Raw genomic sequence first — 25533 nt, 5'->3', positions numbered from 1 at the left:
TCCGCTTATGCCGCGCCGTCAGTCGGGGCGTCGTGGTCGTCTGTTTCGGTGGTGTTGGGGCCGACCGCCATGAAATGCGCCGCCATGCCTACCACCGCCGCCGCGCCGACGAAGCCGGCGGCGGGTTTCAGGCCATCCTTCCAGCCCGCGACCACCGAGCTGATCCCAGGGTCCTTCGGCAGGCCCGCGTAACGCTTCGGGTCGTCGGCATGTTGCAGCACATACATCACGTGGGTGCCGCCGACCCCCGCCGGGTCATACAGGCCGGCCTTGGCATAGCCGCGCTCGTTCAACTCGGTCACGCGCTCGGCGGCAAGGGATTGCATTTCTGCCTTCGAGCCGAAGGCGATGGCGCCGGTCGGGCAGGTCTTGACGCAGGCAGGCTCCTGCCCGACCGAGACGCGGTCCGAGCACAGCGTGCACTTGTAGGCCTGGTTGTCCAGCTTGGAAATACGAGGCACGTCGAAGGGACAGCCCGCGACGCAATAGCCGCAGCCGATGCACAGGTCGGACTGGAAGTCGACGATGCCGTTGGCATACTGGACGATCGCTCCGGGCGCCGGGCAGGCTTTCAGGCAGCCGGGATCCTCGCAATGCATGCAGCCGTCCTTGCGGATCAGCCATTCCAGCTTGCCCGCCTGGTCCTCATGCTCGGTGAAGCGCATCAGGGTCCAGGTGTTGGGCGACAGGTCGCGCGGATTGTCGTAGACGCCGACATTCTCCTGCACGTCGCCGCGCAGGTCGTTCCATTCATTGCAGGCCACCTGGCACGCCTTGCAGCCGATGCAGATCGACACGTCGATCAGCTTGGCCACTTCCATCTGATGGTCGCGGATGCGGGGGGCGGGTGTCAGGTCCGACGACGCCGAGCTACGGATGATGTTCTGCGAGTTCATGCTTGTGCTCCCGCCACTTTTTCAATGTTTACGAGGAATGCCTTGAATTCCGGCGTTTGCGAATTGGCGTCGCCGACACCCGGGGCAAGCGTATTGGCGAGGTAGCCCTTGCGGGTCGCCCCCTCGAAGCCCCAATGGCAGGGGATGCCGATCTGATCGACCGCCTGCCCGGCCACCTGGAGCGTGCGCATGCGCTTGGTCACCACCGCCTTGGCAGTGATATGGCCGCGCTTGGTCGTGATCTTCACCGTGTCGCCATGGGCGATGCCCTTGTCGGCGGCCAGCTTCTCGCCGATCTCGACGAATTGCTCGGGCTGGAGCATGGCGTTCAGGTGCGAGTGCTTGGTCCAGTGGCGGAACAGTTCCGTGATGGAATAGGTCGTGGCGACATAGGGAAACTCGGTGCGGTTGCCCATCCGCTGCGCATCGTTCTGGAAGATGCGGGCGGTCGGGTTGTGGGTGACCTTGTCGTGCAGGGGGTTCTTGGCGATCGGGCTTTCAACCGGCTCGTAATGCTCGGGGAAGGGGCCGTCGATCATGCCGCCGACGGAGAACAGGCGCCCAACGCCTTCGGGCAGCATGATGAAGGGGCCGACGGGCGTGCCGGGCGCCGCAGTGAGCGGAAAGTCGGGCACGTCAGCGCCCACCCATTTCTCGCCGTTCCAATGCAGGATCTGGCGCTTGGGGTCCCAGGGGTTCCCCATCTCGTCCATCGAGGCGCGGTTGTAGAGGATGCGGCGGTTGGCAGGCCAGGACCAGGCCCAGCCCGGCGTATTGCCCAGGCCGGTGTCGGTGTTGTCGCGCCTGGCCATCTGGTTGCCCGCCTCGGTCCAGGAACCGGCGAAGATCCAGCAATAGCTCGAGGTCGTGCCGTCGTCGCGCAGTTGCGCGAACGAATCCAGCAGCTGGCCCTTGCGCAGGATCTTCTTCCCGGTCTCGTCGAACACATCTGCCAACGCGTAGCCGTTGGCTTCCTTGGCCATTTCCTCGGGATGGGGGCTGTGCGGATCGTGATAGGTCGCCTCGTCCCAGGTCATGTGCAACACCTGTTCCGGGCAGGCGCCGCCTTCCTTCTCGTAGAGCCGCCGCAGCTCCATCATGATGCCGCCGAGGATGGCCGGATCATGCCGCGCTTCGCCCGGTGGCTGCTGGCCGGCGTAGTGCCATTGCAGCCAACGGCCGGAGTTCACGACCGTCCCGTCTTCCTCGGCAAAGCAGCTCGACGGCAGCCGGAAGACTTCGGTCATGATCTCTTCGGTCTTGACGTCGTTGAACCTGCCTTCGTTACGCCAGAAGTTTGAGGTCTCGGTCACCAGCGGGTCGATGACCACGAGGAACTTCAGTTTCGACAGCGCGGCCGAGGTCTTGTTCTTGTCAGGCATCGCCGCCAGCGGGTTGAATCCCTGGACGACATAGCCGTTGACCTTGCCCTCGTACATCAGGTCGAAATACGCCAGCATGTCGTAGCTGCGGTCCCACTTTGGCAGCAGGTCAAAGGCCCAGTTGTTTTCCGCGGTGGCATGCTTGCCGAACAGGTTCTTCTGCAATGAGACGAAGAACTTGGGCAGGTTCTTCCAGTAGTTCACCTGATCGGGCAGCACGGCCTTGGGCGTGGCATCGGCCAGGTATTGCTTCAGGGTCTGCTGCCTGTCTGTGGGCAGGTCCATGTAGCCAGGCAGCCGCACCGACAGCAGGCCAAGGTCGGTATAGCCCTGGATGTTGGAATGCCCGCGCAGCGCATTCACGCCGCCGCCGGACATGCCGACATTGCCCAGCAGCAACTGGATCATGGCCGCGCCGCGGATGATCTGCGCGCCGCCGGTGTGGTGCGTCCAGCCGAGCGCGTAAAGCCAGGTCAGCGTCTTGTCCTTCGCCGAGCACGAGCCGACGATTTCGGCGATCTGCAGGAAGTCGGCCCGCTTGACGCCGGTGATCTCCTCGACCTTCTCGGGCGTGTAGCGTGACACGTGCTGCTTCAGCAGGCTCAGCACGCAGCGCGGATGTCGCATCGAGGGATCGCGTTTCGCGTTCCCGGCTGCGTCGAGCTCATAGTTCCAGGAGGATTTGTCGTAGACGAGCTTCTGCGGATCGAAGCCCGAGAACAGCCCTTCGTCGAAGCCGAAATCCTCGCGCACGATCAGCGAGGCGTTGGTGTAGGCGCGCACATAGTCGTGCTGGATCTTGTCGTGCTGCAGCAGCCAGTTGACCATGCCCATCAGGAAGGCGGTGTCCGACCCCGCCCGGATCGGCGAGAAGATATCGGCAACCGAGGCGGTGCGGTTGAAGCGCGGATCGATGACGATGACCTTGGCCTTGTTCCTGATCTTGGCCTCGATCACCCATTTGAAGCCGACCGGATGCGCCTCGGCCGGGTTGCCGCCCATGACGATGACGACATTGGCGTTCTTGATGTCCACCCAGTGATTCGTCATCGCGCCGCGGCCGAAGGATGGCCCCAGTGCCGAAACCGTTGGCCCGTGGCACAGGCGCGCCTGGCAATCCAGCGCCAGCATGCCGAGCGAGCGGGCAAACTTGAAGTCGAGAACCCCGGTTTCGTTGGACGCCGCCGACGAGGCGAGCATGCCCGAGCTCAGCCAGCGGTTCACCAGCTGGCCCTTGTCGTTGCGCGCGATGAAGTTCTTGTCGCGGTCGTCCTTCAGCAGGCGGGCGATGCGCCTGGTCGCGTCGTCCCAACTGATGCGCACCCACTCCTTCGACCCTGGCGCGCGGTATTCCGGATACTGCAAGCGGTTTTTCGAATGGACGATGTCCAGCAGCCCCGCGCCCTTGGGGCAGAGCGAACCACGGCTGACCGGGTGATCGGGATCCCCCTCGATGTGGAAGATGCGGGGCTTCGCGTTTTTGGCGCCGTCACCCAGCGAGTACATCAGCAGGCCGCACCCGACCGAGCAATAGGTGCAGTTGTTGCGCGTCTCTTTCGCACGCAGCAGCTTGTAGGGGCGCACGCCGGCAGGCGCCTGCGCCCAGGCTGTACCCAGGCCCAGGGCCGAGGCCGAGACGGCAACAGATCCAAGGCCAAGTATCTTGAGGAACTGCCGACGTCCGATATTGGTGGTGTAAGTCATCGTGGTCTCATCGTCATTTCTTCTTCCGCCCATCCCTGCTGCCAGGGTGGGGGCGATCGCATTCGAGACCCGCGGCGTCATTTGGGCGCACGTATCCCCGGAGCGCCCGGATCGCGATCGATCACGGAGATGCCCCGTCCGGTACGTCCCAGAGGCGCACGCGCAAGAGGATGACCAACCACAAATGACTCGCGTCGCCGGTCACGACGCGAGGTCATCCGTGCCGGTTTTCCGCGCGCACGGCTCCACGAGCGGAGAAATGCCGCTCAGGTTCGAATGCAGATAAATTTGGATAAGCGATGAGAATGAGCCCGAAACGCCCTGCGGATTGCCCTGCAGATGCGCGGCCCCACCGGGGCACGACGTCGGGACGGGTATCGCTCGCTGAGGAGCGTAGCACGACCAGCCCATTACTCCAAATAGGGGAAAATCCCGTTCGGCGGGCAGCTTATGCCCCAGGGGGCCTTGCCATCCGAGTCGGCGCAACCGCATCGTCTGCCGAGTCAGGCCTGATGGCTGGCCGGGTTCCAGTGCGCTTGCCCATTTGCGCTGCGGCGCAGCAGTGCCACCACGTGGCCGTCCTGTGCCGGCAGCGATTCCCGTCACGCTTGACTTCCGTGCCGGGCGTTTCTACCAATGACATTGAACAGAACGGAAATTGGCCTGCGCCGCTGGCATCCGGCCTGCGCTGTGGGCTTGAATGACCTTTACACTCCACAGGCTGGCAGCGGCCAAAGGAGTGATCATGCAAGAGCAGACCTTTCGCGCCCTGCTGTACCGCTACTTTTTCTTCGGGTGGCTGTACCGGGACGCCAGCCAGGGCAACCGCGCTGAACGAGCCCTCGCCTGGCATTTCAACAAGGCGCGCGCGCATTGGCTGTTGACGTACATGCGGCGCTGGCTCTGGTGCGGTGTCTGCTGCTATGGGCTGGGTAGCGTGGTGGAACTTGTGCTGTCCGCGCCTGCGCTGTCCGCGCTCTTCTACGTGCCCGGCGCGCTCTGCGTACCGGTCAATGTTGTCATCGTGGTGCTCTGGATCGGCCTGAAGACGCTGCCCGGGCCGCTGTAAGCGGCGACCGGCTGGACTGGCATCCGGCCTGCGACGCCAGGAATGGCGCCAGCGGCACGACATCCCCCGGTTTCTTGACCCATCTGCCTTCGCCGCGGGGAGGGCGCCGACAGGCAACGGATGCGTCCGGCGACGCGAGGCATATCACCTGCGGGGTCGGATGGTCGCCACCGCGAGGCCCGCTCCGGCGAACGCGCACACGGCGGACACCAGCGCAACGGCGCGCAGCGCTTCGGTGATAGCTTCGGCTTCCGCCAGCGCCACGGGTGTCTGAGTCGGCAAATGGGCGTCGCCCCCCGCCGCCCCGGCTTGCGCGCCCGGCTCCAGCAACTGCCCGGTCCGGCGTGCGTCCCTGGGAACGTCCAGTTCATCGAGCCGCGCCGACAGCGCCGCTTGGTGCGACCACACGAACACGATGCCCAGCACCGCAATCGCCAGCAGACTCGCCACACGTGCAACCGCATTGTTGATGCCGGATGCAACGCCTGCGTGGTCAGCCGGCACCGAGTCCATCACAATCGTCGTGAGCGGCGCGACGGTGATCGTCATGCCAAGCCCGAGCACGCTGAGCGCAGGGAAAAATCCGGCCCAATAGCTGCCGCGCACGAACGGCAACGCCAGCATCAAGAACCCGATTCCCGCGATACCCGGGCCAGCGCTCAACAGGATCCGCGAACCGAAGCGGCTCGTCAGGCCGCCGGTGAAGCGCGACAACAAGCCGATGATGACCGGCACCGGCAGCAGCGCCGCGCCCGCTTCGGTTGCGGTGTAGGCATGTGCGCGGATCAGCGTGAACGGCAGGAAGAACAGTGCGCCGCTCAGGCCGAAGTAGAGCAGCAGTGTGACGAGGTTGGCGCCGGTGAAATCGCGTGAGCGGAACACGTCGAGCGGCATCATGGGGTGACGGCTGTTCGCTTCGATCATCACGAATGCGACCAGCACGAACGCGCCGGCGCCGATCGCGCACAGTACAAGCGGATCCGCGAAACCGCGCGCAGACGCCTCGGTCAGACCATAGGTGAGGGCAGCGAGCCCCGCTGCGACGCTAAGCGCGCCGGGCCAGTCCAACCGTTGAGGCGCATCGAGCTTGTGGCTGTTCGGCACCGACGAAATCGCGAGCGCGATCGTCGCCGCTGCAAGCGGGACGTTGAGGAAGAATATCGCGCGCCACGACAACACGTCGACGAGCCAGCCGCCCGCCACTGGCGCCGCCGCGGACGTGATTGCCCCGACGGCCGCCCAGGTGCCGATTGCCCGTCCGCGCGCTTCGCCTTCATAGACGGCGCCGATGATCGCGAGACTACTGGGTACGAAGAGTGCTGCACCAAAGCCCTGCACGGCGCGCGCGGCGATCAGCGTTTTCGCGTCCGGCGCGAACCCGCAGGCGGCCGACGCCAGCGTGAAGACCCCGATGCCCGTTATGAACACCGTGCGGCGGCCGAGCTTGTCGCCCATCGATCCGCCCACCAGCACGAGGGACCCGAGAAAGAGCAGGTAGGCGTTAACGATCCACTGCATTGCCGCGACGCTCGCGCCGAGTTCGCTCTGAATGGCGGGTAGCGCGACATTGACGACGGAGCCGTCGATGAACGCCATGCTTGAGCCGAGGATCGTCGCGGCGAGTGCCAGACGCTTGCGCCGGCACGGGCGGTCGACCGCGGTGGGCTGCGAGCGAATGACGAGTTCGTCGCACGGGCTCGCTTGGGCAGCGACGACGTGCGCGGTCATCTGATCGCGATCGAGAAGATCCGGGTTGGCCAAGCTCGCTCCCGTGCCGGTCGATGGTGACTAGCATAGTAACGGGAGCGCGGGACCGCAGATACGGTTGGCCGGGTGCGTGCGAGCGCGATGCGCTACTTATTCAGCGGAAGCGAGGCGAGCGCGCGGTCGGTCGCGGCGCTTATCAGTTGCGCGGTCCGCCCCATCTAGCGCATGGAACAAGGCGTGATCGCTGCCATCGATCTGCAACCGTCCCCGGACATGCTGTTCGACGCCGGCTTCCGGGTGTCCTGGAAGCTGCGCCCACCCAAAATGCATCAGGCGCGCAACCGGCGGCAATGTATATGATCCGGCACAAGAAGGCTGGCGAAATTTTGACGTCGTGCCGCTCGCGCAGCGTTTCGCAAGCCAGCATTGGGCCGAAGTTGACGTAGCTGTCGCGAATCAGGCCGCGCATGCGGGATTCCAGATCGGGCGGTAACTGACGGTGGCTAACGACTGTCTCTGAGCGACCCTAAACGGCCAATGAGCGCATCCCGATCGGCGGTCCGCTTTAGGTTGGACATGCGCCCTTCGGCGCACGCAAGGACGCCAGCCACATGCGCCGCCTCGTCAAAGCCGATGCGTGTCGACGGCCATGTCTCTTAACAGTTGTCCATCGGGCACGCCCGACCCCGAAGGATGAAGCGGGCTTTGGGCCGGTGAATTGCGCTTAGACAGGAATAAGATCGTAGCTGGTGTCGGTAACGAGGTCGGCTTGCGCTTGGTGCTCCGAGCCCGTTTAACAGTTGGACCCGTAGCCCTGCGAGCACCCCGAATTGCGACCATGGGTGGTGACACCCCGGATCGCGCCTAGTAGATTTCGAAACCGAGGGCTGCTGCCGATGCCATTGACTCTGGCAGGAGGCCCCATGCAAGTGCTCTATCCCCGTTGCGCCGGACTCGATGTGCACGTGCGACCTGAAAGTCGCTTGAGTTTCTGTTTCACTGGAGAAGGTATGACCTGATGAAACCGGTTGTTCCATCAACCGTTCCCTACCCGGACATGCCGAGCCGGCAACAGCTCGGTGTGAAGCTCCGGGGACAACGTAGCCGCCGGATACCGGTACGCCGAACCGCGAGGCGAGGTGGAATCTGCCAGCACAGAGGCGGAGAGGAGCAAGGGACGGGCGGGTACGACCAACACATGTGAACTTCCGATAAACGTCGTCACGAGTAACAAGCCAAACGTGCTGACAGGCTTGAACCAAACGGTACGCGGTGTGGAGTGGCCCTCGTGTACTGGGCCACCATGGACGACTAGCCGCCGGCGAATAGGAAGGGTCCGCCCCGCTCAGAGACTTAAGCGGAACAGGGTAAGCCCATCGTGCTGCCGGCAACGGCAGGCGAACCGCAAGGAACGCTGTTGGCGCGGTGGGTAAAGGAATGCGGAGAAAGCGAACGCCCGGTTGTAATGGACGGGATACGGGCTGAGACATTGCCCGACGCGAAAGCGGGCAGACTTCCGCGCGGTCATTCATGGCGAGATAACTTTGACCAATCGTTATACGGGGGAAAGCAGATGACGGCGATCGACGCGAAAGCGCTCGGGGCTGGTGCGCCCTCGCGCGCTGCGCAGATGTGGGATCAGGCGAACTGGTCGCAGATCGAGGCAGAAGTGAAACGACTTCAGGTGCGTATCGCCAAGGCAACTCGGGAAGGCCGGTATGGCAAGGTAAAAGCCTTGCAACGTCTGCTGACCCGCTCGCATAGCGGCAAGATGCTCGCCGTGAAGCGTGTGACGGAAAATCGCGGTAAGAGGACGCCGGGGGTGGATGGCAGAATATGGCCGTCCCCGGCGGCCAGATGGAACGGAATGGTGTCGCTACGGCATCGCGGCTATCGTGCGATGCCGCTGCGGCGGGTTTACATTCCCAAGAGTAACGGCAAGAAGCGTCCGTTGGGGATTCCATGTATGCGGTGCCGGGCGATGCAGGCTTTATGGAAGCTCGCTCTGGATGGCCTTACTGCCTCGCTACGCGGGGGGCGCCGGGCATCAGGTCGCTCGGGGCGCCGTAACCGCTTCCAGCGACTTGCGATTTTCGGTGTGTGTATTGTTGGAGGCTGGCTCCTCCCGGGCCGGAAGCGGGTGGTCCCCTACAGCATCCAATGGCTCAAGCGGATGAAGCCGGCATTGTTCCGGCAGGACTTGACTGTTCTGCTGGAACTACTTCAACAAGAGAGAATCAAGCCGCTGATTGCTCGGAAATTCTCTCTTAGCGAGGCAAGACTTGCGCACGAGTTGCTCGGCGAGAAAGGCGTGGCCGGCAAAATCGTGCTCATGGCTAACGAGGCATTGATGGGGTGACCGACGCCAAGCTCGAAAACTCGCAAGTCAGGATTGGCCTGACTGAGGCGAAAGGGCGAGCATGAAATGCTCGCCTTTCCAAGCCCAATGATCGATTGTCGATCCGGAGCCGACGTCCGAACGTCCGACCGATGGCATCGACCGGTTGAATCCGCAGCCCGATCCAGCCGTTGCCGGATACTCCCAGCCGCTCCAAAACTGAACACATCGATTCAAATTACAACACTCCACGAGGTGCATCTGATGGACAGCGTCTAAAAAATACGTCGCCAGACACGGGTACGGTTCATGCGTCAAGGCTTGCGAGGACAGGAGACCTCATATTCATGACAACCTTGGAGACGACATGACCCACCTGAACATCGCTAATCGCGTCGACAGCTTCTTCATTCCCTGCGTGACCCTCTTCGGTCCGGGCTGCGCGCGCGAAACGGGCGCTCGCGCCAAATCACTCGGGGCCAGGAAGGCACTCATCGTCACGGATGCAGGCTTGCACAAGATGGGGCTCTCCGAAGTCGTCGCGGGGCACATTCGCGAAGCCGGGCTCCAGGCCGTCATCTTTCCGGGTGCCGAGCCCAATCCCACCGACGTTAACGTTCACGATGGCGTCAAGTTGTTCGAGCGGGAAGAATGCGACTTCATCGTTTCGCTCGGCGGCGGCTCATCGCACGACTGCGCGAAAGGCATCGGCCTCGTTACCGCCGGAGGCGGACATATCCGCGACTACGAAGGCATCGACAAATCAACGGTGCCAATGACGCCGCTGATTTCGATCAACACGACCGCTGGCACTGCCGCGGAAATGACACGCTTTTGCATCATCACTAATTCGAGCAATCACGTGAAGATGGCAATCGTCGACTGGCGTTGCACGCCGTTGATCGCCATCGATGATCCGAGCCTGATGGTCGCGATGCCGCCCGCCTTGACGGCGGCGACCGGCATGGACGCGTTGACTCACGCCATCGAGGCATACGTTTCCACCGCCGCCACGCCAATTACCGATGCCTGTGCGGAAAAGGCAATCGCGCTGATCGCCGAATGGCTGCCCAAAGCTGTCGCGAACGGGGACTCGATGGAAGCACGCGCGGCCATGTGCTACGCCCAATACCTTGCCGGCATGGCCTTCAACAACGCATCACTCGGTTACGTGCACGCGATGGCCCATCAACTCGGCGGCTTCTACAATTTGCCCCACGGCGTGTGCAACGCGATCCTGCTGCCGCACGTGTCGGAATTCAACCTCATTGCCGCGCCGGAGCGCTACGCGAGAATCGCCGAACTGCTAGGCGAGAACATTGGGGGCTTGAGCGCGCATGACGCCGCCAAAGCTGCCGTCTCGGCGATCCGGACCCTTTCCGCGTCGATTGGCATTCCGGCGGGTCTGGCGGGCCTGGGCGTCAAGACGGACGACCATGAAGTGATGGCAAGCAATGCGCAAAAGGATGCTTGCATGCTGACGAATCCGCGCAAGGCCACGCTGGCGCAAGTCATGGCAATCTTCACTGCGGCGATGTAATGCGTATGCCCGCCTGCTGCGAAGGGGTGGGGCAGGCAGACTGCGGACATTTAGGGAGCATCAGCGAAGGTCCCTTTGTGGCCGAACTCGGAAGTCCGTCGTGGGCCGGTGATCCGTTGGCCCTCTTGCGCCGCGGAACTTCCGCAATCGACCCAAAGGCGAACTTCGTTTCGGCTCGCCAGACGGCCGGAAAGCCGGCATACAAGGGGTTAGTCGGCTGCCTGCCTGCGCGGTGATTGTCGTGCGCGCGATCGAGCCGCCCGCCCTTAGCCGAGTTGCTCGGCAAGCCCGACGATGATGCCCTCAGGCCCGCGAATATAGGCGAGCCGGTACGATTTCTCGTACTGCATCTGGCCAATGAGTTCTGCGCCATGGGCCTGCATCCGCGCAACGACAGCATCGATGTCATCGACGGCAAACATGATGCGACGAAGACCCAAAGCGTTCACTGGCGCGTCCACGGGCCCAAACCTGACTGCGTTTGGCGTGTGGAATTTGTCCAGTTCAATTCCCTGCCCATCGGGAGTCCGCAGCATCGCGAGGGTGGCTCGGACGTCTCCAAGCCCTATGAGGCTCCCGACAGAAGGCCCTTCAACCGTGGTTTGGCCCTCAAGCTCAAGGCCCAACTCGATAAAGAACGCCTTCACCGCTTCGAGATCGTCGACAACTATCAGGACGTTGTCCAATCGCTTGACTGTCATGTCCTTCGGTCCCTCTTTCAACGGTGTCGCGTATTTGGGGGAATTGGCGTCTAGTTCGAGCCGGGCGGATGATTATACTGAGGAAACAGCCTACCCGAGAGCTGCCCTTGGCGACTGGGCCGGGAGGAGCCATAGGTCGACCCGTGCCCGGTTGGCGCTTCCCTAGTCGCATCCCTCACTGCACCTCCGGAGTGTCCGTTTGGTGATTCTCAAAGATTCAAAATATTTGAATAACATGCCAGCGAATCGATCACTTTGAGCAAAGCTATCGTCGCTATAGTTCTGCACATGGACGACGCAGCAACGCAACAGAGCGAAAGCAGCCCCGCCAGACAGAAGCTCAAAATCATTGAATCAAAATATGAAGCACGAGTCGCTGGCTCCGGTCCATGCACAGGTGATCGAGCGGTAATTCTGCATTCGCAGGCTGGACGTTCCATAGGACGTCCAGTCATTTCAGAAACGGGGCCAACTGCCTACTTCAATCCCGACTGACTCAGACCGCGGCTTGAAGCAAGATCGCGGTCTCAAATGAACAGGAGAACTCCCATGTCCAAGCTACCGTTGCTCGAACCCGCGGATTGTGCATTGATCCTCGTTGATGAACAGGCGGGCCTTGCGTTCGCCGCGGGTTCTCAAGACCCCCAGATTCTGCGCAGTAATGGCCTTGCGGTCGCGAAGACGGCGGTCGCCTTTGACTTGCCGGTTGTGGTCTCCACTTCAGCCTCGAAGGTCTACAGCGGCCCATTGATGCCGGCTTTTCGGGAAGTGCTGCCAAACGTCACGCCGATCGAACGCCGCAACATGAACCTTTGGGAAGACGATGCGGTCCGCGACGCGATTACGGCTACCGGAAAGCGCACGCTGATCATCGCGGGCATGCTGACGGAGGCCTGCGTGAGCTTCCCGGTGCTTTCAGCGCTGTCCGAGGGATATCAAGTCTACGTGGTTGGCGATGCTTGCGGTGGACTGACACCAACAAGCCATGACCTTGCGTTGCGACGGATGGCTTCCGCTGGCGCAGTCATGACTTCCTGGCTCCAACTCCTTCTCGAATTTCAGAGAGACTGGACGCGTCATGACACATATGAGAAGGCTCGCTCGATCGTGGTTGAGCATGGTGGTGGGTATGGCACGGGGCTCGCATATGCGCGTGACATGATCAAACCGACATGAGCGTGTATCGGTCATGCATGCGGCTAATTCTGCCTCACCCTGAGGGATGTAAGTTGAGGGGAGGGGGCGACCGGCGCTTTCCGTCGTAACCGAAGGGCGCCGGAAAACCGTCGGGTCGCGGATAGACCAGACCACGCCGGAATTTGCGACTTCGCGATAGAAGGACTGGGCTTGAGGTGCGGCAGTACTCATGGTGGACTCAAATCTGGTGATGGCACTCGTCCCCGGTGCAATTACGCCAATGTAGCCGATCTCTCCGACGAGTCCTTCCTTGCCGGCCTCGATTTTCCCGATCGTGCGCCGATTGACCGCTACTGGGCTGAGGATTCAACCGGTCGTCATTCCAAGCCCCCGGCGCATGCGCATTTCGGATGGCTGAACGTCGCATTCCGGTTCGTAGCCCGCCCAACACGTTCGTAGACTCCATGCATTCCAATAAGCGGAGTGCACATGTCCATCCTGTCCATTTCAACGCGCAAGGCCCGCTGCGCCGTGCTGGCGGCCGCGGCCGCAGCAAGTTGCGTCGCCGCGTATGCGGAAACCTGGCCATCAAAGCCGATCACCGTGGTCGTGCCATTTCCGGCTGGCGGCGGCACCGATCTGGTGGTTCGCTCCATCCAGCCGCTGTTGCAGCGTGAGCTCGGCCGCCCCGTCGTGATCGACAATCGCAGCGGCGCAGGCGGCACGCTTGGGTCTGCCTATGTCGCGCGGGCTGCGGCCGATGGATATACGGCCGGGGTGGTCACGACGAGCACGCACGCGGTAAGCGTCGCCCTGTATCCAAAGCTGACGTACAACCCGGCGAAGGACTTCGCCTATGCCGGATTCATTGGCACGTCGCCTTATGTGCTGGCCGTCAACAACACCTTGCAGGTGGCGGATGCCAAGGCGCTTGTCAGCAGACTGAAGGCGGACAAGGCGCAGCACAGCTTCGGTTCGGTTGGTGTCGGCACCGTGTCGCACCTGATGGGCGAGCAGTTTCAGAAGCTCGTCGCCGTGCCGATGGTTCACGTCCCGTATCGCGGTGCGGCGCCGGCATACACTGATCTGATTGGTGGACAGGTGCAAATCATGTTCGACAATCCGGTGGGACTGGCGCCATACATCAAGGCACACAAGATTGCCGCCATTGCCGTGACCGCTCCGACACCGCTGCTGCCCGATGTACCGACGTTCGCCAGCCAGGGCGTGCCAGGCTTCCAGCAGCAACTGTGGTATGGCATCGCCTTTCCCAAGGGAACGCCCGCTGCGATCGTCGATCGCTTCAATGCAGCACTGAACAAGGTGCTCTCTGACAATGCGGTCGTCGCCGATCTATCGAGCAAAGGCGTGACGGCGCGCCCCGGCACACCCGCCACACTGCAGTCCGCGGTTCAAGCAGACATCCCGTACTGGGGCAAGATTGCCAGTTCCGTGGGAGCTACAGGTGAGTAATGTCAGTCTGATCCGGGTCTTTGTACGCGATGGGCGAGGCGGCAATCCGGTGCCGCTGGTCTCCGATGCCCGTGGCATGAGCGCGGCGGAAATGCAAAGGATTGCTGCCGCATATGGGCACGAGTCCGCCTTTGTATTGCCGAGTGATATCGGTTGCGACTGGCGTTTCCGATTCTTCGTTCCGCAGCACGAGATGGAGATGTGCGGCCACGCCACCGTGGGCACGCTGTGGGCGTTGCGCCAATGGGGCCGCTGGACGACCCCGGCGGTGCGCATCGAGACGCTGAGTGGCATCGTGCTGGCGTATTGGGACGATGCGCTGCAATCCGTTTGGATCTCGCAGCCGGCGGTGCGTACCCAGGCGCTGGACGCCGGGGCATCGGGCCGAGTGGCGGCGCAACTTGGTTTTCCGGCCGCTACGTATGCGGCCACCAATGCCGCGACGAGTCGCGTCAAGACGCTCATCGCCTTGCCTTCCGTGGCGGTGCTCGACAGCTTGCAACCGGACTTCTCGACCATGGAGTCGCTCTGCGCATCGATCGGCTCGACCGGGCTCTATCCCTATGCATTTGGCGCATCGAAAGCGGACGGCCGACCCGTGATCCATGCGCGGCAATTTCCAAAGTCGTCCGGCTATCCCGAGGATGCCGCCACCGGCATAGCGGCGGCTGCCTTATGGGGCTTTCTGAACCAGGCGGGTGAACTGGCTGGCCCTGATGGAAAGGTGTCGTCCATCGCGGTCTGGCAAGGCGATGCCATGGGCTGCCCCTCGGAAATTCTCGTGGCGCCGCGCCATACGGATTCGGGCGAGCCTGACGGATGCTGGCTCAGCGGCAGCGTGACTTGGAGCGATGCGTGACGGACAGCTCCCCCGAGGCGCGGCTTGCCGCAGCCGGATTCACGTTGCCCGAAGTGTCAAGTCCACGTGGCAGCTATGCGCCGTATTGCGCGATCCAGGTCGGCACATCGCAATGGGTGTCGATTGCCGGTCAGGTATGCCGGCGGAACGGCGTGGCCATGGCGGGCCAATGCCGGAGCGACGATGATCTGGAACTCGCCCGCCATGCCGCCGAAGTATCGGTGCTGAATGCACTGGCCATACTGCGGCTGGCTTGCGATGGCGAGTTGTCGCGCGTGGTCCAGATCGTTCGCCTGCGTGGCTTCATCCGCGCGGCACCGGACTTTACACGACATGCGGCAGTGCTCGATGCGGCCTCGGCGGTTATGCGCGCAGCATTCCCCGGTCAGCCGCTGCCGGCACGCAGCGCGCTTGGCGTGGCCAGCTTACCGGACCGGGCTTGGACGGAGATTGAGGTCGACGCCATTGTGATGACGGCCTGAAGGCGTCGACCGCCAGGCTACGACGGCGCCGGCACCTCGCGCATCAGCCGGTGCAGATGCCCGCTGGAGGCAAAGCCGAGATCCATGCTGACGCAGGCGGCGGACCGGCCTCCTGCAATCAGCTTGCGTGCGTGCTCGGCCAGAATACGACGCCGCACGGTCACGGGCGTCGCGCCGAACTCGATCTGACAGGCGCGCTGCAAGTGTCGGATCGAGATGCCCAGTTCGCCGGCCACGGTATCGATCGATGGCAAGGGCAGGTCGCGTTCGAGCGCCGCATGGAAGCGCTGGACCATGCGCAGTGCGACGGACGCCGGCTCTTCGGGCATCGCCAGCGGCCGGCTCGTCATGATCTGCGCCACGATGGCGCGCACGAGCCAGGACGCGCTGGTGACTGAGATCGTAGGCGCGAGCAGCGCCTCAAGCATCGCGATCGTCGCGGCGTCCAGGTGCATGGCGCCGAACCGTAGGCACACGGGCAGGCGATCGGGCGGCAGATAGAGTTCCCCGTGCTGCTGAAGGCCGTGCTCGGATGCCGTCAGGTGCGACGTCGACGCATGCAGCAATACAGCGGTACCGCGCACCAGCGAAGCGGCATGCAGTGCGTCTGGCTCGCCGGACGAATCGTTCCAGACCGTCCTGAGCCTGCCCATGCGCGGCCACAACAGCATGCCGCAGTCGTGGACGTGCCATGCTCGGCGAAAAGCAGGCTGTCGGCTGTCATGCAGGGCGAATCCATGCTCGGCGGTCAGGTGAAGCTTGGGAGACAGATGAGGATCGTTGGTCATCGCAGGCGTTCCGGCAGTCACAGGCGGAATGCCACCGATAATACGCCGTTCCGTGGACCGGGGGCAGCGGAGTGGGGGCAGCGGAGCGCTAAATCGGCGGAGCCGCGCACGCGGCGATAAAGAAAGTAGATGCGGGAGAGTGTCTTCGATCGCAGTGGGTACGGGCCCTGCCCGTCAGCTCTCGGGGTCATACCCAAACTCGCGGAGTTCCTGCGAGCAGCGGCAAGCTTTGGCGATCTTCGCAGCCCACAGGATGGCGGCTTCGCGCGACGGGAGCTGCAGGACACAGAAGCCGCCGTCGAACTCCTTCGTCTGGGGATAGTTTTCGTTTGTGACCGTGCCGTCTGAGGCGACCATGAGTGGTGCGACATCCTCGTTGATACCACCACCGAACACATACACGCCTGCAGCCTTCGCCTCGCGTATGACCTCGCGCGCAGCTTCGCCCACGGCGGCAAGGTCCTCGGCGGGGACTTCCATCGCTTTTCCAGGAAAGGAGATAAGGTATTTCGTCATCATTCGGTCCTTCCGTTGAGGTCGGTGCTGTTTGTGAGGCCTAGCGTGTTATGGGGCGATGTGTAACGCGCCCTAATACGGATGATGCGCTCTAACACGTGCAGATTCCGAGCATGTAGCCGTTGATCTTGCATAGTCTTGCTCTCATTGGCTGTACTTTCATCCAGCATTAAGTTTGCCGTGTTTTTGCGCTGCCGTTACAACTGGCTAGCCATGCCGACGGCCTCACGGATCAAAGTGCAATGAGACTAACACGGGACGCGTTGTTCCCGGCGAAGCACAAGTCTTTGCGGCCATCATGCACACAAATGCCCCTAACACCGGTAATAATTACCAAGGAACCACTGTATGGGTAACGTGGTAGCCGATGGCGTAGGAGGTACGATGAGGATGCGGCTGGCAATCTGGCTTTTAGTCGTGGCCGTTTTGTGGTCCGGGGCGGCAGTCGCCGCCAGCTTCGGCAGCAAGGGCGGGCCCGATCCCGCGAACATCGACCATATTGCCGACCTTCTTCGCGAGGATCCCTACGATCTGGAGTTGCTGATCAGCTTCGGCACTTCCAAGGGCGGATCGGCCGGCCATATCGCCCTTGCGATTCGAGACGAAGTACCTGGTGACGATCTGGTCTACTCAGCCAATTTCTATGCCGACCGCGCACGCAGGCACGCAACAGGTTTCTACACGAATGATCTGATGGTGGCCATTCCGAAGAAGGAGTACCTGTACAAGACGGTCTCCTCTGTCGCGCAGACTGCTTCGTTTGGCCTCGACTTTGGCGAGATCTACAAGCGCTCGATCATCGGCGTGCGCGTCTACGGCGTACCGGCGAGCGACAAGGCGGCCCTTGCGGCGTACTTCAAACGCATCAATTACGACTATCACCGACGGGCCAGAAACACCGAGTATCACAGGGGCGAGATCAAGTACGATTACTTGCGCCTCAACTGCGCCAAGACCATCGGGGCCGCATTCAAGTTTGGTGCCAACTACAGGGACCTCGATGTCACCAGTGCCAGGGTTCTCTCCGGGCGGCGCGTGGTGGCGGCCGCCACGGCCAACGTTCCCACCGAAATGGCGATGAAGCTCATCGAGGAGTGGGGCAAGCGCGGGTATGGCATGGATGTGGTGCTGTACAAGAAATATGGTGGCTCGTCCTATGTCGATCCTCACGAGGACGAAAAGGTGGCGTTCAAGGACTTGCCCAATCGTTTCCCATCGGTCTTGTCCCTGGACTTCCGCAGGGAAGAGGGGGCATATCAGGACTTCGACAACCTGTTCGCGATGTACCTCCTCTATAACCTGGGCAAGTACAGCGTGCGTGTTAACGAACGTACGTTGCTGCTGGAGATCGAGAAGGAAAAGGAACCGATGACCTACCAGGAGGCGGCCAGACTTGCTAACCGGAGCGCCAGGTCAGACAGCGAGAATTTCCGCCGCCACCTTGAGTTCCGCCCGCGCGGTACGCCGATCGGGGAAACGCCGGACAACACGCACCTCTACAATTTCACTGACGACAGCGCCATGAAGATTCAGCCCAACAAGGATTGAGGGACGGAAGCCGCATGTGGATCTGCTGATGACCAGGTACTTTCCCGATGCACATTTCCCGGATGAGCACCGCGCGTTGTTCGCCTTCGCCAGTTACAACGCGGGCCCTTCCAGCATTGCGAAGATGCGCGCCGAGGCGGCTGCGCGCGGGCTGGATCCTGCCCACCCTCCAAACCGGCATCAAAGCCACTGGGCCCCTGACTCGCCGTGTCCCGTCAGCATGTCTCGTTGACTTTTAGCCGTCAGCAGTGTCGGCTTGCGCACAGACCGCGTGCCGCACGCGCCGCAAACTACTTCGAATCTGTCCAACCCGCCAGGAGGCACAGATGAAACAGGTATCACTGACCATTCCAGAAATTGGATTGATTGCCGGAACACGGGCGGCAGGCGCTGCGGGCCTCGCACTGTTGCTCAGCGACCGAATGAATCCGGAACAACGCCGCGCCGTCGGCTGGACGCTGCTCGCTGTAGGGGTCATCACCACAGCGCCGTTGGTTGCGCAAGTGCTTGGGAAACTTCAGCCATACAAGAGCCCCGACGAGAAGTGAAGTAATGGTGCGAGGTCCAGAGCCCAAAATTGACGGGCTCGACGACCGACCGGTCCTGGCCGGTCGTCCCGTCGGATGCACGCTGGGAACCTGCGATCGTCCCTGACCCACTGCTGCCGTTCAGACCGGGGCAGTCGCAATGGCGCCTTCAAGCAGCACTTTCAGAAAGAAGCCGACATTCGAATGTCGGCCTGAGAGCGCAGTCGAGTGGCCGTAGTTGGCCGGTTGCGCATGAACAGGGCCGCGCCAGAAAGCGGCCGCACGAATCAGTGCGTAGCATCGTTTCGTCGGCCAGCATCGGCCGCGCTAGTACTTGATGTCCCGTTTTTCCTGGCGGCCCTCCTGCTTCGTGTCGCGCTTGTCTTGCCGGCACTGGGAGTTGCTCTTCTGGTTTGCTGCCCGGCAGTCGACCTTGCCCGCGCGCGCTTCCTGTTTGGCAGCCTGGTTTGCGTCCCTGCCTTGTTGGCGCTGTTGCGACTGGTTGGTGGCCAGGGCAGCCCCCGATAGCGCCAGGAGTCCGGCTGCGGCCAGCATTGCGCCCGTCCGCCTCCAAAGTCCATTTCTTGATTCGACCATTTTCACCTCCTCCGTGCTGGGTAGAAACGGCGGTCAGTTGTCGCACAACGCCGCCTTCGCATGCTCGTAGAGAGCCAGGCTGAAGAAGCCTCCTCCGACAAAAGAAAGCATCCCTTGCCCGCAGCCGATGATGGCACGAATGAGTGTCGCCGAGAACAAATTCCCATGCGCAAGCCGTTCGTCAAAGGGTGGCAATGGTTCGTGAGTGGCCGACGATCCCACGTCAGTTGCGGCGCTCGTCAAGCGTCCGCTGTTTGGCCATACCTGACGTTTGAGCGTCCGCGCGGTCTTCTGCGGGGATGCCGCTTGATGGCCGGCAAGAAACGGCCGATGGGAGAAGGGCAACTGGAAAATGCAGCGCTGGAGGTACCCCAAAGGTTTCGTAGGATGGATTCTTGTTGAGTTCACGTAGCGTGACCGCCTGGATCGTCGGAGCCGCGAGGGCGCCTGCGAGGTGTGTGGAACGCTGGACAGTGTCATGAAGAGTTCCGGGGCAACCATCATGCGCGACGACGTACTATCGGCGCTGAACGCGGTCGCACCGCTGTCTGTTCACTCGGCATCGAGCTGCATCAGAGCGCTGACATGAGCCATCGCACTCGTAGCCAATGCGTCAAGGCTATAGCCTCCTTCCAGGATCGATACGATGCGGCCGTCGCACGTCTCGTCGGCAATCTGCATCAGTTCCTTGGTGATCCAATGGAAGTCGCTGTCCTCCAGGTTCATGCCAGCGAGGGGATCCAGGCGGTGCGCGTCGAATCCCGCGGAGACAATGAGGATTTCGGGGGCGAATGCCCTTAGCGAGGGAAGCACAAGGGCGGAAATCGCGGCACGGAACTGCGCCGGCTCACAGCCGCGAGGCAACGGAACGTTGACAATATTGTGGTTCACCCCTGTCTCGGACCGGGCTCCAGTACCGGGATAGAAAGGCGACTGGTGGCTGGATGCATAGAACAGCTCCGGGCGGTCGAAGAATGCTGCCTGCGTTCCATTGCCGTGATGCACATCGAAATCGACGACAGCGACGCGCTCGAGTTTGTGGACCTCATAGGCGTAGGCTGCCGCGATCGCCGCCTGGTTGAAAATGCAAAAGCCCATCGCCTTCGCCGGTTCAGCGTGATGGCCGCAAGGCCGCGTCGCGCAGAACACGTTACGCGCCTGGCCGTCCATCACCGCATCGACACCCGCGCAAGCAGCGCCGACGCAGCGCATGACGGCTTCCCACGAGCCCGGAGACATGACCGTATCGCCCGCGTCCAGCGGCACGTATCCCTGGGTGGGGGCGCTTTGCGCGATCTCGTCGATGTAGTGCAAATCGTGGATCAATTGCAACTGCTCGACGGTGCCCATTGGCGCATCGCGCCATTCCAGCGAAGCGAACTCCGGCGTTCGCAACGCCTGCACGACGGCTCTCAGGCGTTCGGGCGACTCCGGATGGTGCGGCCCGGGGCGGTGTTCGAGACACGCGGTATGGGTATAAATAATCGTAGTTGTCATGTTCGGCAGTACTCGGTTTCAACCGGCGACGTTCCCTGAATCGCACACCGGTGGCCTACGTTGATCGTCACGGCAATCCCGCCAGATATGTAATATATCAGGAGTGCGCGAACACCAACTGTCCAGCTTTTTTTAAGAGTCGCAGCCCCAGCCCGGCACGGCCGCGCGTTTTGTGCGTGGTAGTGATCTTCTTGATGGGTAGCCCCATCGGGCGGTGGCGCTGGCCAGAAGCGGCAGAGTCCTGCTCAGGGGGCGGTTGAAGCCGCGATGGCCCGCTCCAGGTCCAGCCGGTTAAGGGCCGCCGCCGTTTGTGCCCGGCGCCTTGGCCGGGGCTTGATCCTTCGGCGGGCTCTTTCCGCCGAACGTCCCTGAACCGCCGTTCATCCGCCCCCAACTGCTCATACCCATGTCGGACTCACGGATGCGGATGAATGGGATCGACCCAATAGACTTCTTCCGGTGGCTCGGCGGGCTTGATATCCAGGTTAATGACAATTGGATCTTGACCGCTGCGGACTACCACGCAACTGAGAACCTCAGTTTTGCTTGCATTGATCTCTTGATGAGGTACGAATGGCGGAACGTAGATGAAATCGCCAGGCCCTGCCTCTGCGACAAACTCCAGATTTACACCCCATCGCATACGTGCCCGGCCGCTCACAACGTATATGACGCTTTCCAATTCGCCATGATGGTGAGCTCCCGTTTTGGCATTGGCATCAATGGTGACCGTGCCTGCCCAAAGTTTGCTAGCCCCCGCCCGCGCATGTGTGATTGCGGCCGCTCTCGTCATGCCAGGCGTTTGAGGTGTATTGAGATCGAGTTGGGAGCCAGGAATGATCTTGACTCCGTGATCGCGCCAATTTGGCTTTGACTCAGAACCCATTTCATCGCTCCAGCCCAGTGAAGTGGTGTCGGCATGGAAGCTGCCAGTTCTACAGACTCCTTGCCAGCCACCGATTACTGGGAAATGCTCCTGATCAATTCAAGTTTAGGTGGCTAGCCCAGCACGTCAACTGACAGCGCCGGCCGCTGCATGACTCACAGTCCATTACGCTGTTGCCGCGCGGTCGTGACATCGGGCCAGGATCCCGGAACACCTTCAGGTTTGCTGGCTGGTGCACGCGGCGGTAGAATTTTTGCGGACCCCGCTGCTCTTCGCCGGCCGAAGAACAACTCGCGTGCCGGATACTAATCCGCCCACTGAATGTGCAGCATCCGATTCATTTGAACGGGGTAACCGATGAGGGAAACCATGTACCAGCAGACATACAATCCGCTCGGGAACGTGTTTCTTTCCACAGTGGTGGCAGCGATCCCCATCCTTGTGCTCTTGTACTTCATTGCCCTGCATCGGCACCGCGATTCGCAAGGCAACGTACACCTCGGCATTTCCGCACCCTATGCGGCGCTCTATGGCGTCATCGCCGCTTTCCTGGTCTCCTGCATCGTCTTCAGGATGCCGCTTGCCTCGGCGGCGTCAGCCTTTGCGCTCGGGTCACTGTCCGGCTTCCTGGGCATCATCTGGATCGTCCTGGCTGCGATGTTCCTGTACACGATGACCGTGGTGACGGGCAAGTTCGAGATTGTGAAGGAGTCCATCATCCATATCTCGTTCGATCGGCGGCTGCAGTGCGTGCTGATCGCGTTTTCATTCGGGGCGATCATCGAGGGAACTTCGGGCTTCGGGACGCCGGTGGCGATCGCGGGTGCGGTGATGGTGGGCCTGGGATTCAAGCCCTTCCAGTCCGCTGTCCTGAATCTTCTGGCCAATACCGCGCCGGTCGCGTGGGGAGCGATTGGCACGCCGATCGTCACGCTGGCAGCGGTGAGCGGCCTGGACCAGGTCACGCTGTCCGCAATGGCCGGCCGCCAACTGCCCTTTGTCTCGGTCCTGGTCCCGTTCTGGCTTGTTGCCACGTTCGTGAAGATGGAAGGCGGCACCTGGAAGGAAGCATTCGAGGTTTGGCCGGCGGCGCTGTGCGCGGGGGCATCGTTCGCCGTCATGCAGTGGTTCGCGTCAGGAACCAACGAGTTCCACCTGATGACGGATGTGGTCTCCGGCGTGTTCTCGGTCATCTGCACCGCGCTGTTCCTGCGCTTTGTGTGGCATCCGAAGACACGCTTCCTGCTCAGGGCCGAGCGCGAGGCGCTGGCTGCGGCCGGCAAGGCCAGCGCGACAGCCACGGTCGACAGTACCGAGTGGAAGTACTCGTACACGACCCGGGAGACAGTCACGCATGGTTGCCCTGGGTGATCCTGATCCTTTGCTGCGCCATCTGGGGCATACCGGAGTTTAAGAAGTATTTGAACAACCTTTTCTCCTCGATCACGTTTTCCACGACCTTGCTTGGCTCACCATTCTCAGGGACGCTCTCGCTGCCGGTCTGGGACATGCCCGCCCTGCACAACCTGGTGCAACGGATGCCCCCGGTGGCGCCAGCCAATGCCAAGCCGGAGGTGGCAAGGTTCACCATCAACTGGCTCTCGGCCGCTGGGACCGGCGTATTCGTGGCCGCGATCCTGTCCGGCCTGGTTCTCAGGCTGAGCGCGGCGCAATGGAAGGCGGCTTTCGCCCAGACCCTCCAGCGCATGAAGATTCCAGTCCTGGTGATTGCGCAGGTCCTTGGACTCGGCTTCCTGACGCGGTACGCCGGTACTGACGCGGTGCTCGGCCTCGCGTTCACCGGGGCCGGCTTCCTGTATCCCTTCTTTGCCGCCTACCTGGGCTGGCTCGGCGTCTTCCTGACGGGCTCCGACACTGCCTCCAATGCCCTGTTCGGTAGCCTGCAGCGAATCACTGCCGAACAACTCAATTTGAATCCGATCCTGATCGTCGCCACGAACTCGACCGGTGGCGTGATGGGAAAAATGATCGACGCGCAGTCCATCATGGTGGCCTGCGCAGCATGCTATGACGATCCAGAGGAGAGATCGCATGCGCTGGGGCCGATCTTCCGCACGATTTTCTGGCACTCAATCGCCGGAGCCGCGGTTATCGGCCTGATAGCGCTTCTGCAAGCTTACGTCTTCCCGGGGATCATTCCGATACCACCGGTCGGAAAATGAAGCATGAAGAGGAGATTCGACACAGGCCAGACGGCGTCCGTTGATCGGGCCACTCATTGTGGGAGAACAGCACTCGTATATGTTGGCTGGCAGCTTCACCCATCGAAGCTGCCAGCCACTACCAACCGGCGAACGTCTTGGCAGGCCGATGAAGCGACTTGCATCGCTGGCCAAAAGTCCGTTAGCTTGTCTGGAGCCGACGTTCCAACTACCGAGTGATCGCGCGGATCTACGACGCTTGATGGCCGGCAACCGCCGTTGCCCTTCGGCGAGGCTTGGCTAGCAACGGATGCCGGCAGCACGTCAGACCAGGAAGAGCATGAGGCCAGCGTTGCCGGGGCCCAAGACAGGGCACGATAACGGGGTCTTTTATCGCGACTCGTGATGGCGGATTCCCTTGGCATACACACATACTAGGCGAACGATTCACGAGTCCCCGCCTGAGCGTGTTCGCTGCTGGGAAACACTGGCCGAGCACCTTCCTCCGTATGGCGACCAGCCGCGTCGGCAGGCAGCTGGCCCCTCCGGTACGGATCGGGCAAGACCTCCAGCTGCGCCCACGGGGCGTTGTCGACGGGATCGAGATCGAGGCAGTGTTTGAAGTCGCTCGCTGCCAGGCGCGTGCCCAGAAGCTTGCCAAACGCATCGAGCTGGACCTGCGAGATCAGTCCTGCGCTGCCGCCGAGCGCTGGGCAGATGATCCACGTCGTGCCGTCCCTGGCGAAGATGCGCAAGCGCCTGACTTGGTCGGCCGGCTGGATTGCGTGCTCTTCGCTGGCGAGCCCGCCTAGCGAGAAGGCTTCGAGGTATTCGTCGGTATGGCGATGGCCCAGGCAAACGACCACCTTCGGGCGCCAGCGGGCGCAGGTCTTCGCGAGAAACCGGAAGCGTTCGCCATGCCGGCACAGATCCTCGTAGCGCGTCTGTGGGACGAGTTCGGGCTGGCCTCGGAACGCTTTGGACCAAGGCGTTCGTCCATCGAGTTGGGCAGGCAGGGGATACAGGCTGAGCCTGAACTCGGCGCCCCCTGGCGCGTAGAGATGGCGCCAGTAGTATTGTTCCCAGTCGTTGTCCGCGAGCCGAACGCGCAGTGCTTCAGCCCGCGCGGCGGCCATGATGCGGGCAATGTACTGATGGCCAAGCCACTTGCCCATGTTTTCCCGCTGCTGGTGGCGGAACTCGGCGTCCCAGGCGGGCGGCGCCACACGCGGCTGCAGCGGCGCGACAAGGGGCTCCAACCAGGCGCGCGGGCTTCTGTCGCATATCCAGACGGGAGCTCCTGGGTTGCCTCCTTCCATCCCCACATACGATGCAAAATAACGGTCCAGTTCCTGACGCGTGAACACCCCTGAATGCTGCATATTATCCCTTGCTGCCTGGTGGGACCCCCATACATCCAATGCCGCAGCATGCCGCCGCCTCTGGGGCGTGCGTGCCACTGTGGTCGTTTAAAAAACACTTTCTGCAGGCGGAGTACGAACGGGATCAGTGCGCCCTCGCGGGCGGCGTCCTTGTGCCGATGGGATCTCGGTATAATGGCCCGCCCGCTGCCATGTCACCGGTAATTGCTAGTCGTTCCTTAATACCGGCGATGTCTGGTCGCCTGCGTAACCGCAGGGCCAGGCCAGTACCCGCATGCCGCGCTGCCAGAAAATGCAGGCACGTCGCTTTCGATGACGAAAAGCAATGTCGACTGAATAAGA

Annotated in this window: 23 protein-coding genes; 12 read left to right on the top strand and 11 right to left on the bottom strand. The window is 62.1% G+C overall.

Going from position 1 to position 25533, the window contains the following annotated elements:
• Window positions 1-5 precede the first annotated feature (5 nt).
• Together fdxH and fdnG are read right to left on the bottom strand one after the other, a co-directional pair.
• Window positions 6-896: a formate dehydrogenase subunit beta gene (fdxH, locus tag AC07UK_RS07335; protein ID WP_494685540.1), complete on the bottom strand. Its 891-nt coding sequence runs from the start codon at window positions 894-896 to the stop codon at window positions 6-8.
• Window positions 893-3982, bottom strand: a complete 3090-nt coding sequence (gene fdnG / locus AC07UK_RS07330) for a formate dehydrogenase-N subunit alpha (protein WP_494685539.1) — start codon at window positions 3980-3982, stop codon at window positions 893-895. The genes fdxH and fdnG overlap by 4 nt, the downstream gene beginning before the upstream one ends.
• Window positions 3983-4727: 745 nt before the next feature.
• Between fdnG and AC07UK_RS07325 the strand changes: the two genes are divergently transcribed.
• Window positions 4728-5051: a hypothetical protein gene (locus AC07UK_RS07325; protein WP_013953089.1), complete on the top strand. Its 324-nt coding sequence runs from the start codon at window positions 4728-4730 to the stop codon at window positions 5049-5051.
• A 144-nt stretch (window positions 5052-5195) separates the two neighbouring features.
• Here AC07UK_RS07325 and AC07UK_RS07320 read toward each other — a convergent pair whose 3' ends face one another.
• Window positions 5196-6779 (bottom strand): MFS transporter, encoded by a 1584-nt coding sequence (locus AC07UK_RS07320; RefSeq protein ID WP_494685635.1) that lies wholly within the window; start codon window positions 6777-6779, stop codon window positions 5196-5198.
• Window positions 6780-6995: 216 nt separating this feature from the next.
• On the opposite strand from AC07UK_RS07320, the gene AC07UK_RS07315 reads away from it, so the two are divergent.
• The 3 genes from AC07UK_RS07315 (at window position 6996) to mdh (ending at window position 10636) form a co-directional block, all read left to right on the top strand.
• Entirely contained in the window at window positions 6996-7118 is a 123-nt protein-coding gene (locus AC07UK_RS07315) for a hypothetical protein (RefSeq protein WP_494685538.1), read from the top strand.
• Window positions 7119-8331: 1213 nt separating this feature from the next.
• Window positions 8332-9117: a reverse transcriptase N-terminal domain-containing protein gene (locus AC07UK_RS07310; RefSeq protein ID WP_494685537.1), complete on the top strand. Its 786-nt coding sequence runs from the start codon at window positions 8332-8334 to the stop codon at window positions 9115-9117.
• A 346-nt stretch (window positions 9118-9463) separates the two neighbouring features.
• Window positions 9464-10636 carry an iron-dependent methanol dehydrogenase gene (gene mdh, locus AC07UK_RS07305; RefSeq protein WP_494685536.1) on the top strand — a complete coding sequence of 391 codons (1173 nt, stop codon included), beginning with the start codon at window positions 9464-9466 and terminating at the stop codon, window positions 10634-10636.
• Window positions 10637-10902: 266 nt separating this feature from the next.
• On the opposite strand, the gene AC07UK_RS07300 is transcribed toward mdh, so the two are convergent.
• Window positions 10903-11337, bottom strand: a complete 435-nt coding sequence (locus tag AC07UK_RS07300; protein WP_494685535.1) for a VOC family protein — start codon at window positions 11335-11337, stop codon at window positions 10903-10905.
• 549 nt (window positions 11338-11886) lie between these two features.
• Here AC07UK_RS07300 and AC07UK_RS07295 point away from each other — a divergent pair.
• The 4 genes from AC07UK_RS07295 (at window position 11887) to AC07UK_RS07280 (ending at window position 15288) form a co-directional block, all read left to right on the top strand.
• Entirely contained in the window at window positions 11887-12513 is a 627-nt protein-coding gene (locus AC07UK_RS07295; RefSeq protein ID WP_436223298.1) for a hydrolase, read from the top strand.
• 450 nt (window positions 12514-12963) lie between these two features.
• Complete coding sequence (locus AC07UK_RS07290; RefSeq protein ID WP_494685534.1) at window positions 12964-13947, top strand: Bug family tripartite tricarboxylate transporter substrate binding protein; 984 nt, start codon at window positions 12964-12966, stop codon at window positions 13945-13947.
• Window positions 13940-14806 (top strand): PhzF family phenazine biosynthesis protein, encoded by an 867-nt coding sequence (locus tag AC07UK_RS07285; RefSeq protein WP_494685533.1) that lies wholly within the window; start codon window positions 13940-13942, stop codon window positions 14804-14806. Before AC07UK_RS07290 ends, AC07UK_RS07285 begins: the two co-directional genes overlap by 8 nt.
• On the top strand, window positions 14767-15288 hold the full coding sequence (locus tag AC07UK_RS07280; RefSeq protein WP_436223300.1) for a RidA family protein: 522 nt from the start codon (window positions 14767-14769) through the stop codon (window positions 15286-15288). The genes AC07UK_RS07285 and AC07UK_RS07280 overlap by 40 nt, the downstream gene beginning before the upstream one ends.
• Window positions 15289-15305: 17 nt before the next feature.
• Here AC07UK_RS07280 and AC07UK_RS07275 read toward each other — a convergent pair whose 3' ends face one another.
• Window positions 15306-16076 carry an AraC family transcriptional regulator gene (locus tag AC07UK_RS07275; protein WP_494685532.1) on the bottom strand — a complete coding sequence of 257 codons (771 nt, stop codon included), beginning with the start codon at window positions 16074-16076 and terminating at the stop codon, window positions 15306-15308.
• A 174-nt stretch (window positions 16077-16250) separates the two neighbouring features.
• The gene (locus AC07UK_RS07270) at window positions 16251-16592 is read right to left on the bottom strand and encodes a YciI family protein (protein WP_494685634.1); all 342 of its coding nucleotides are present in this window, start codon (window positions 16590-16592) and stop codon (window positions 16251-16253) included.
• A gap of 390 nt (window positions 16593-16982) precedes the next feature.
• On the opposite strand from AC07UK_RS07270, the gene AC07UK_RS07265 reads away from it, so the two are divergent.
• Together AC07UK_RS07265 and AC07UK_RS07260 are read left to right on the top strand one after the other, a co-directional pair.
• Complete coding sequence (locus AC07UK_RS07265) at window positions 16983-18140, top strand: hypothetical protein (RefSeq protein WP_494685531.1); 1158 nt, start codon at window positions 16983-16985, stop codon at window positions 18138-18140.
• A gap of 326 nt (window positions 18141-18466) precedes the next feature.
• A complete protein-coding gene (locus AC07UK_RS07260) occupies window positions 18467-18688 on the top strand; it encodes a hypothetical protein (protein WP_494685530.1) in 222 nt (73 codons plus the stop codon).
• A 306-nt stretch (window positions 18689-18994) separates the two neighbouring features.
• Here AC07UK_RS07260 and AC07UK_RS07255 read toward each other — a convergent pair whose 3' ends face one another.
• From AC07UK_RS07255 to AC07UK_RS07240, 4 genes are all read right to left on the bottom strand, one after another.
• On the bottom strand, window positions 18995-19264 hold the full coding sequence (locus AC07UK_RS07255; RefSeq protein ID WP_013953073.1) for a hypothetical protein: 270 nt from the start codon (window positions 19262-19264) through the stop codon (window positions 18995-18997).
• A 33-nt stretch (window positions 19265-19297) separates the two neighbouring features.
• Window positions 19298-19744, bottom strand: a complete 447-nt coding sequence (locus tag AC07UK_RS07250; RefSeq protein ID WP_494685529.1) for a hypothetical protein — start codon at window positions 19742-19744, stop codon at window positions 19298-19300.
• Window positions 19745-19816: 72 nt separating this feature from the next.
• Window positions 19817-20761: a histone deacetylase family protein gene (locus AC07UK_RS07245; RefSeq protein WP_494685528.1), complete on the bottom strand. Its 945-nt coding sequence runs from the start codon at window positions 20759-20761 to the stop codon at window positions 19817-19819.
• 415 nt (window positions 20762-21176) lie between these two features.
• Window positions 21177-21647, bottom strand: a complete 471-nt coding sequence (locus AC07UK_RS07240) for a cupin domain-containing protein (protein ID WP_013953069.1) — start codon at window positions 21645-21647, stop codon at window positions 21177-21179.
• 369 nt (window positions 21648-22016) lie between these two features.
• Between AC07UK_RS07240 and AC07UK_RS07235 the strand changes: the two genes are divergently transcribed.
• The gene (locus tag AC07UK_RS07235; protein WP_494685527.1) at window positions 22017-23018 is read left to right on the top strand and encodes an L-lactate permease; all 1002 of its coding nucleotides are present in this window, start codon (window positions 22017-22019) and stop codon (window positions 23016-23018) included.
• Window positions 23015-23830 (top strand): L-lactate permease, encoded by an 816-nt coding sequence (locus AC07UK_RS07230; RefSeq protein WP_494685526.1) that lies wholly within the window; start codon window positions 23015-23017, stop codon window positions 23828-23830. Before AC07UK_RS07235 ends, AC07UK_RS07230 begins: the two co-directional genes overlap by 4 nt.
• Window positions 23831-24243: 413 nt before the next feature.
• On the opposite strand, the gene AC07UK_RS07225 is transcribed toward AC07UK_RS07230, so the two are convergent.
• The gene (locus tag AC07UK_RS07225; protein ID WP_494685525.1) at window positions 24244-25176 is read right to left on the bottom strand and encodes a transcriptional regulator; all 933 of its coding nucleotides are present in this window, start codon (window positions 25174-25176) and stop codon (window positions 24244-24246) included.
• Between the last annotated feature and the right edge of the window lie 357 nt (window positions 25177-25533).

The organism is Cupriavidus sp. GW821-FHT07C08 (genome assembly GCF_059419025.1).
This window is presented reverse-complemented; position numbering and strand designations above follow the sequence as displayed.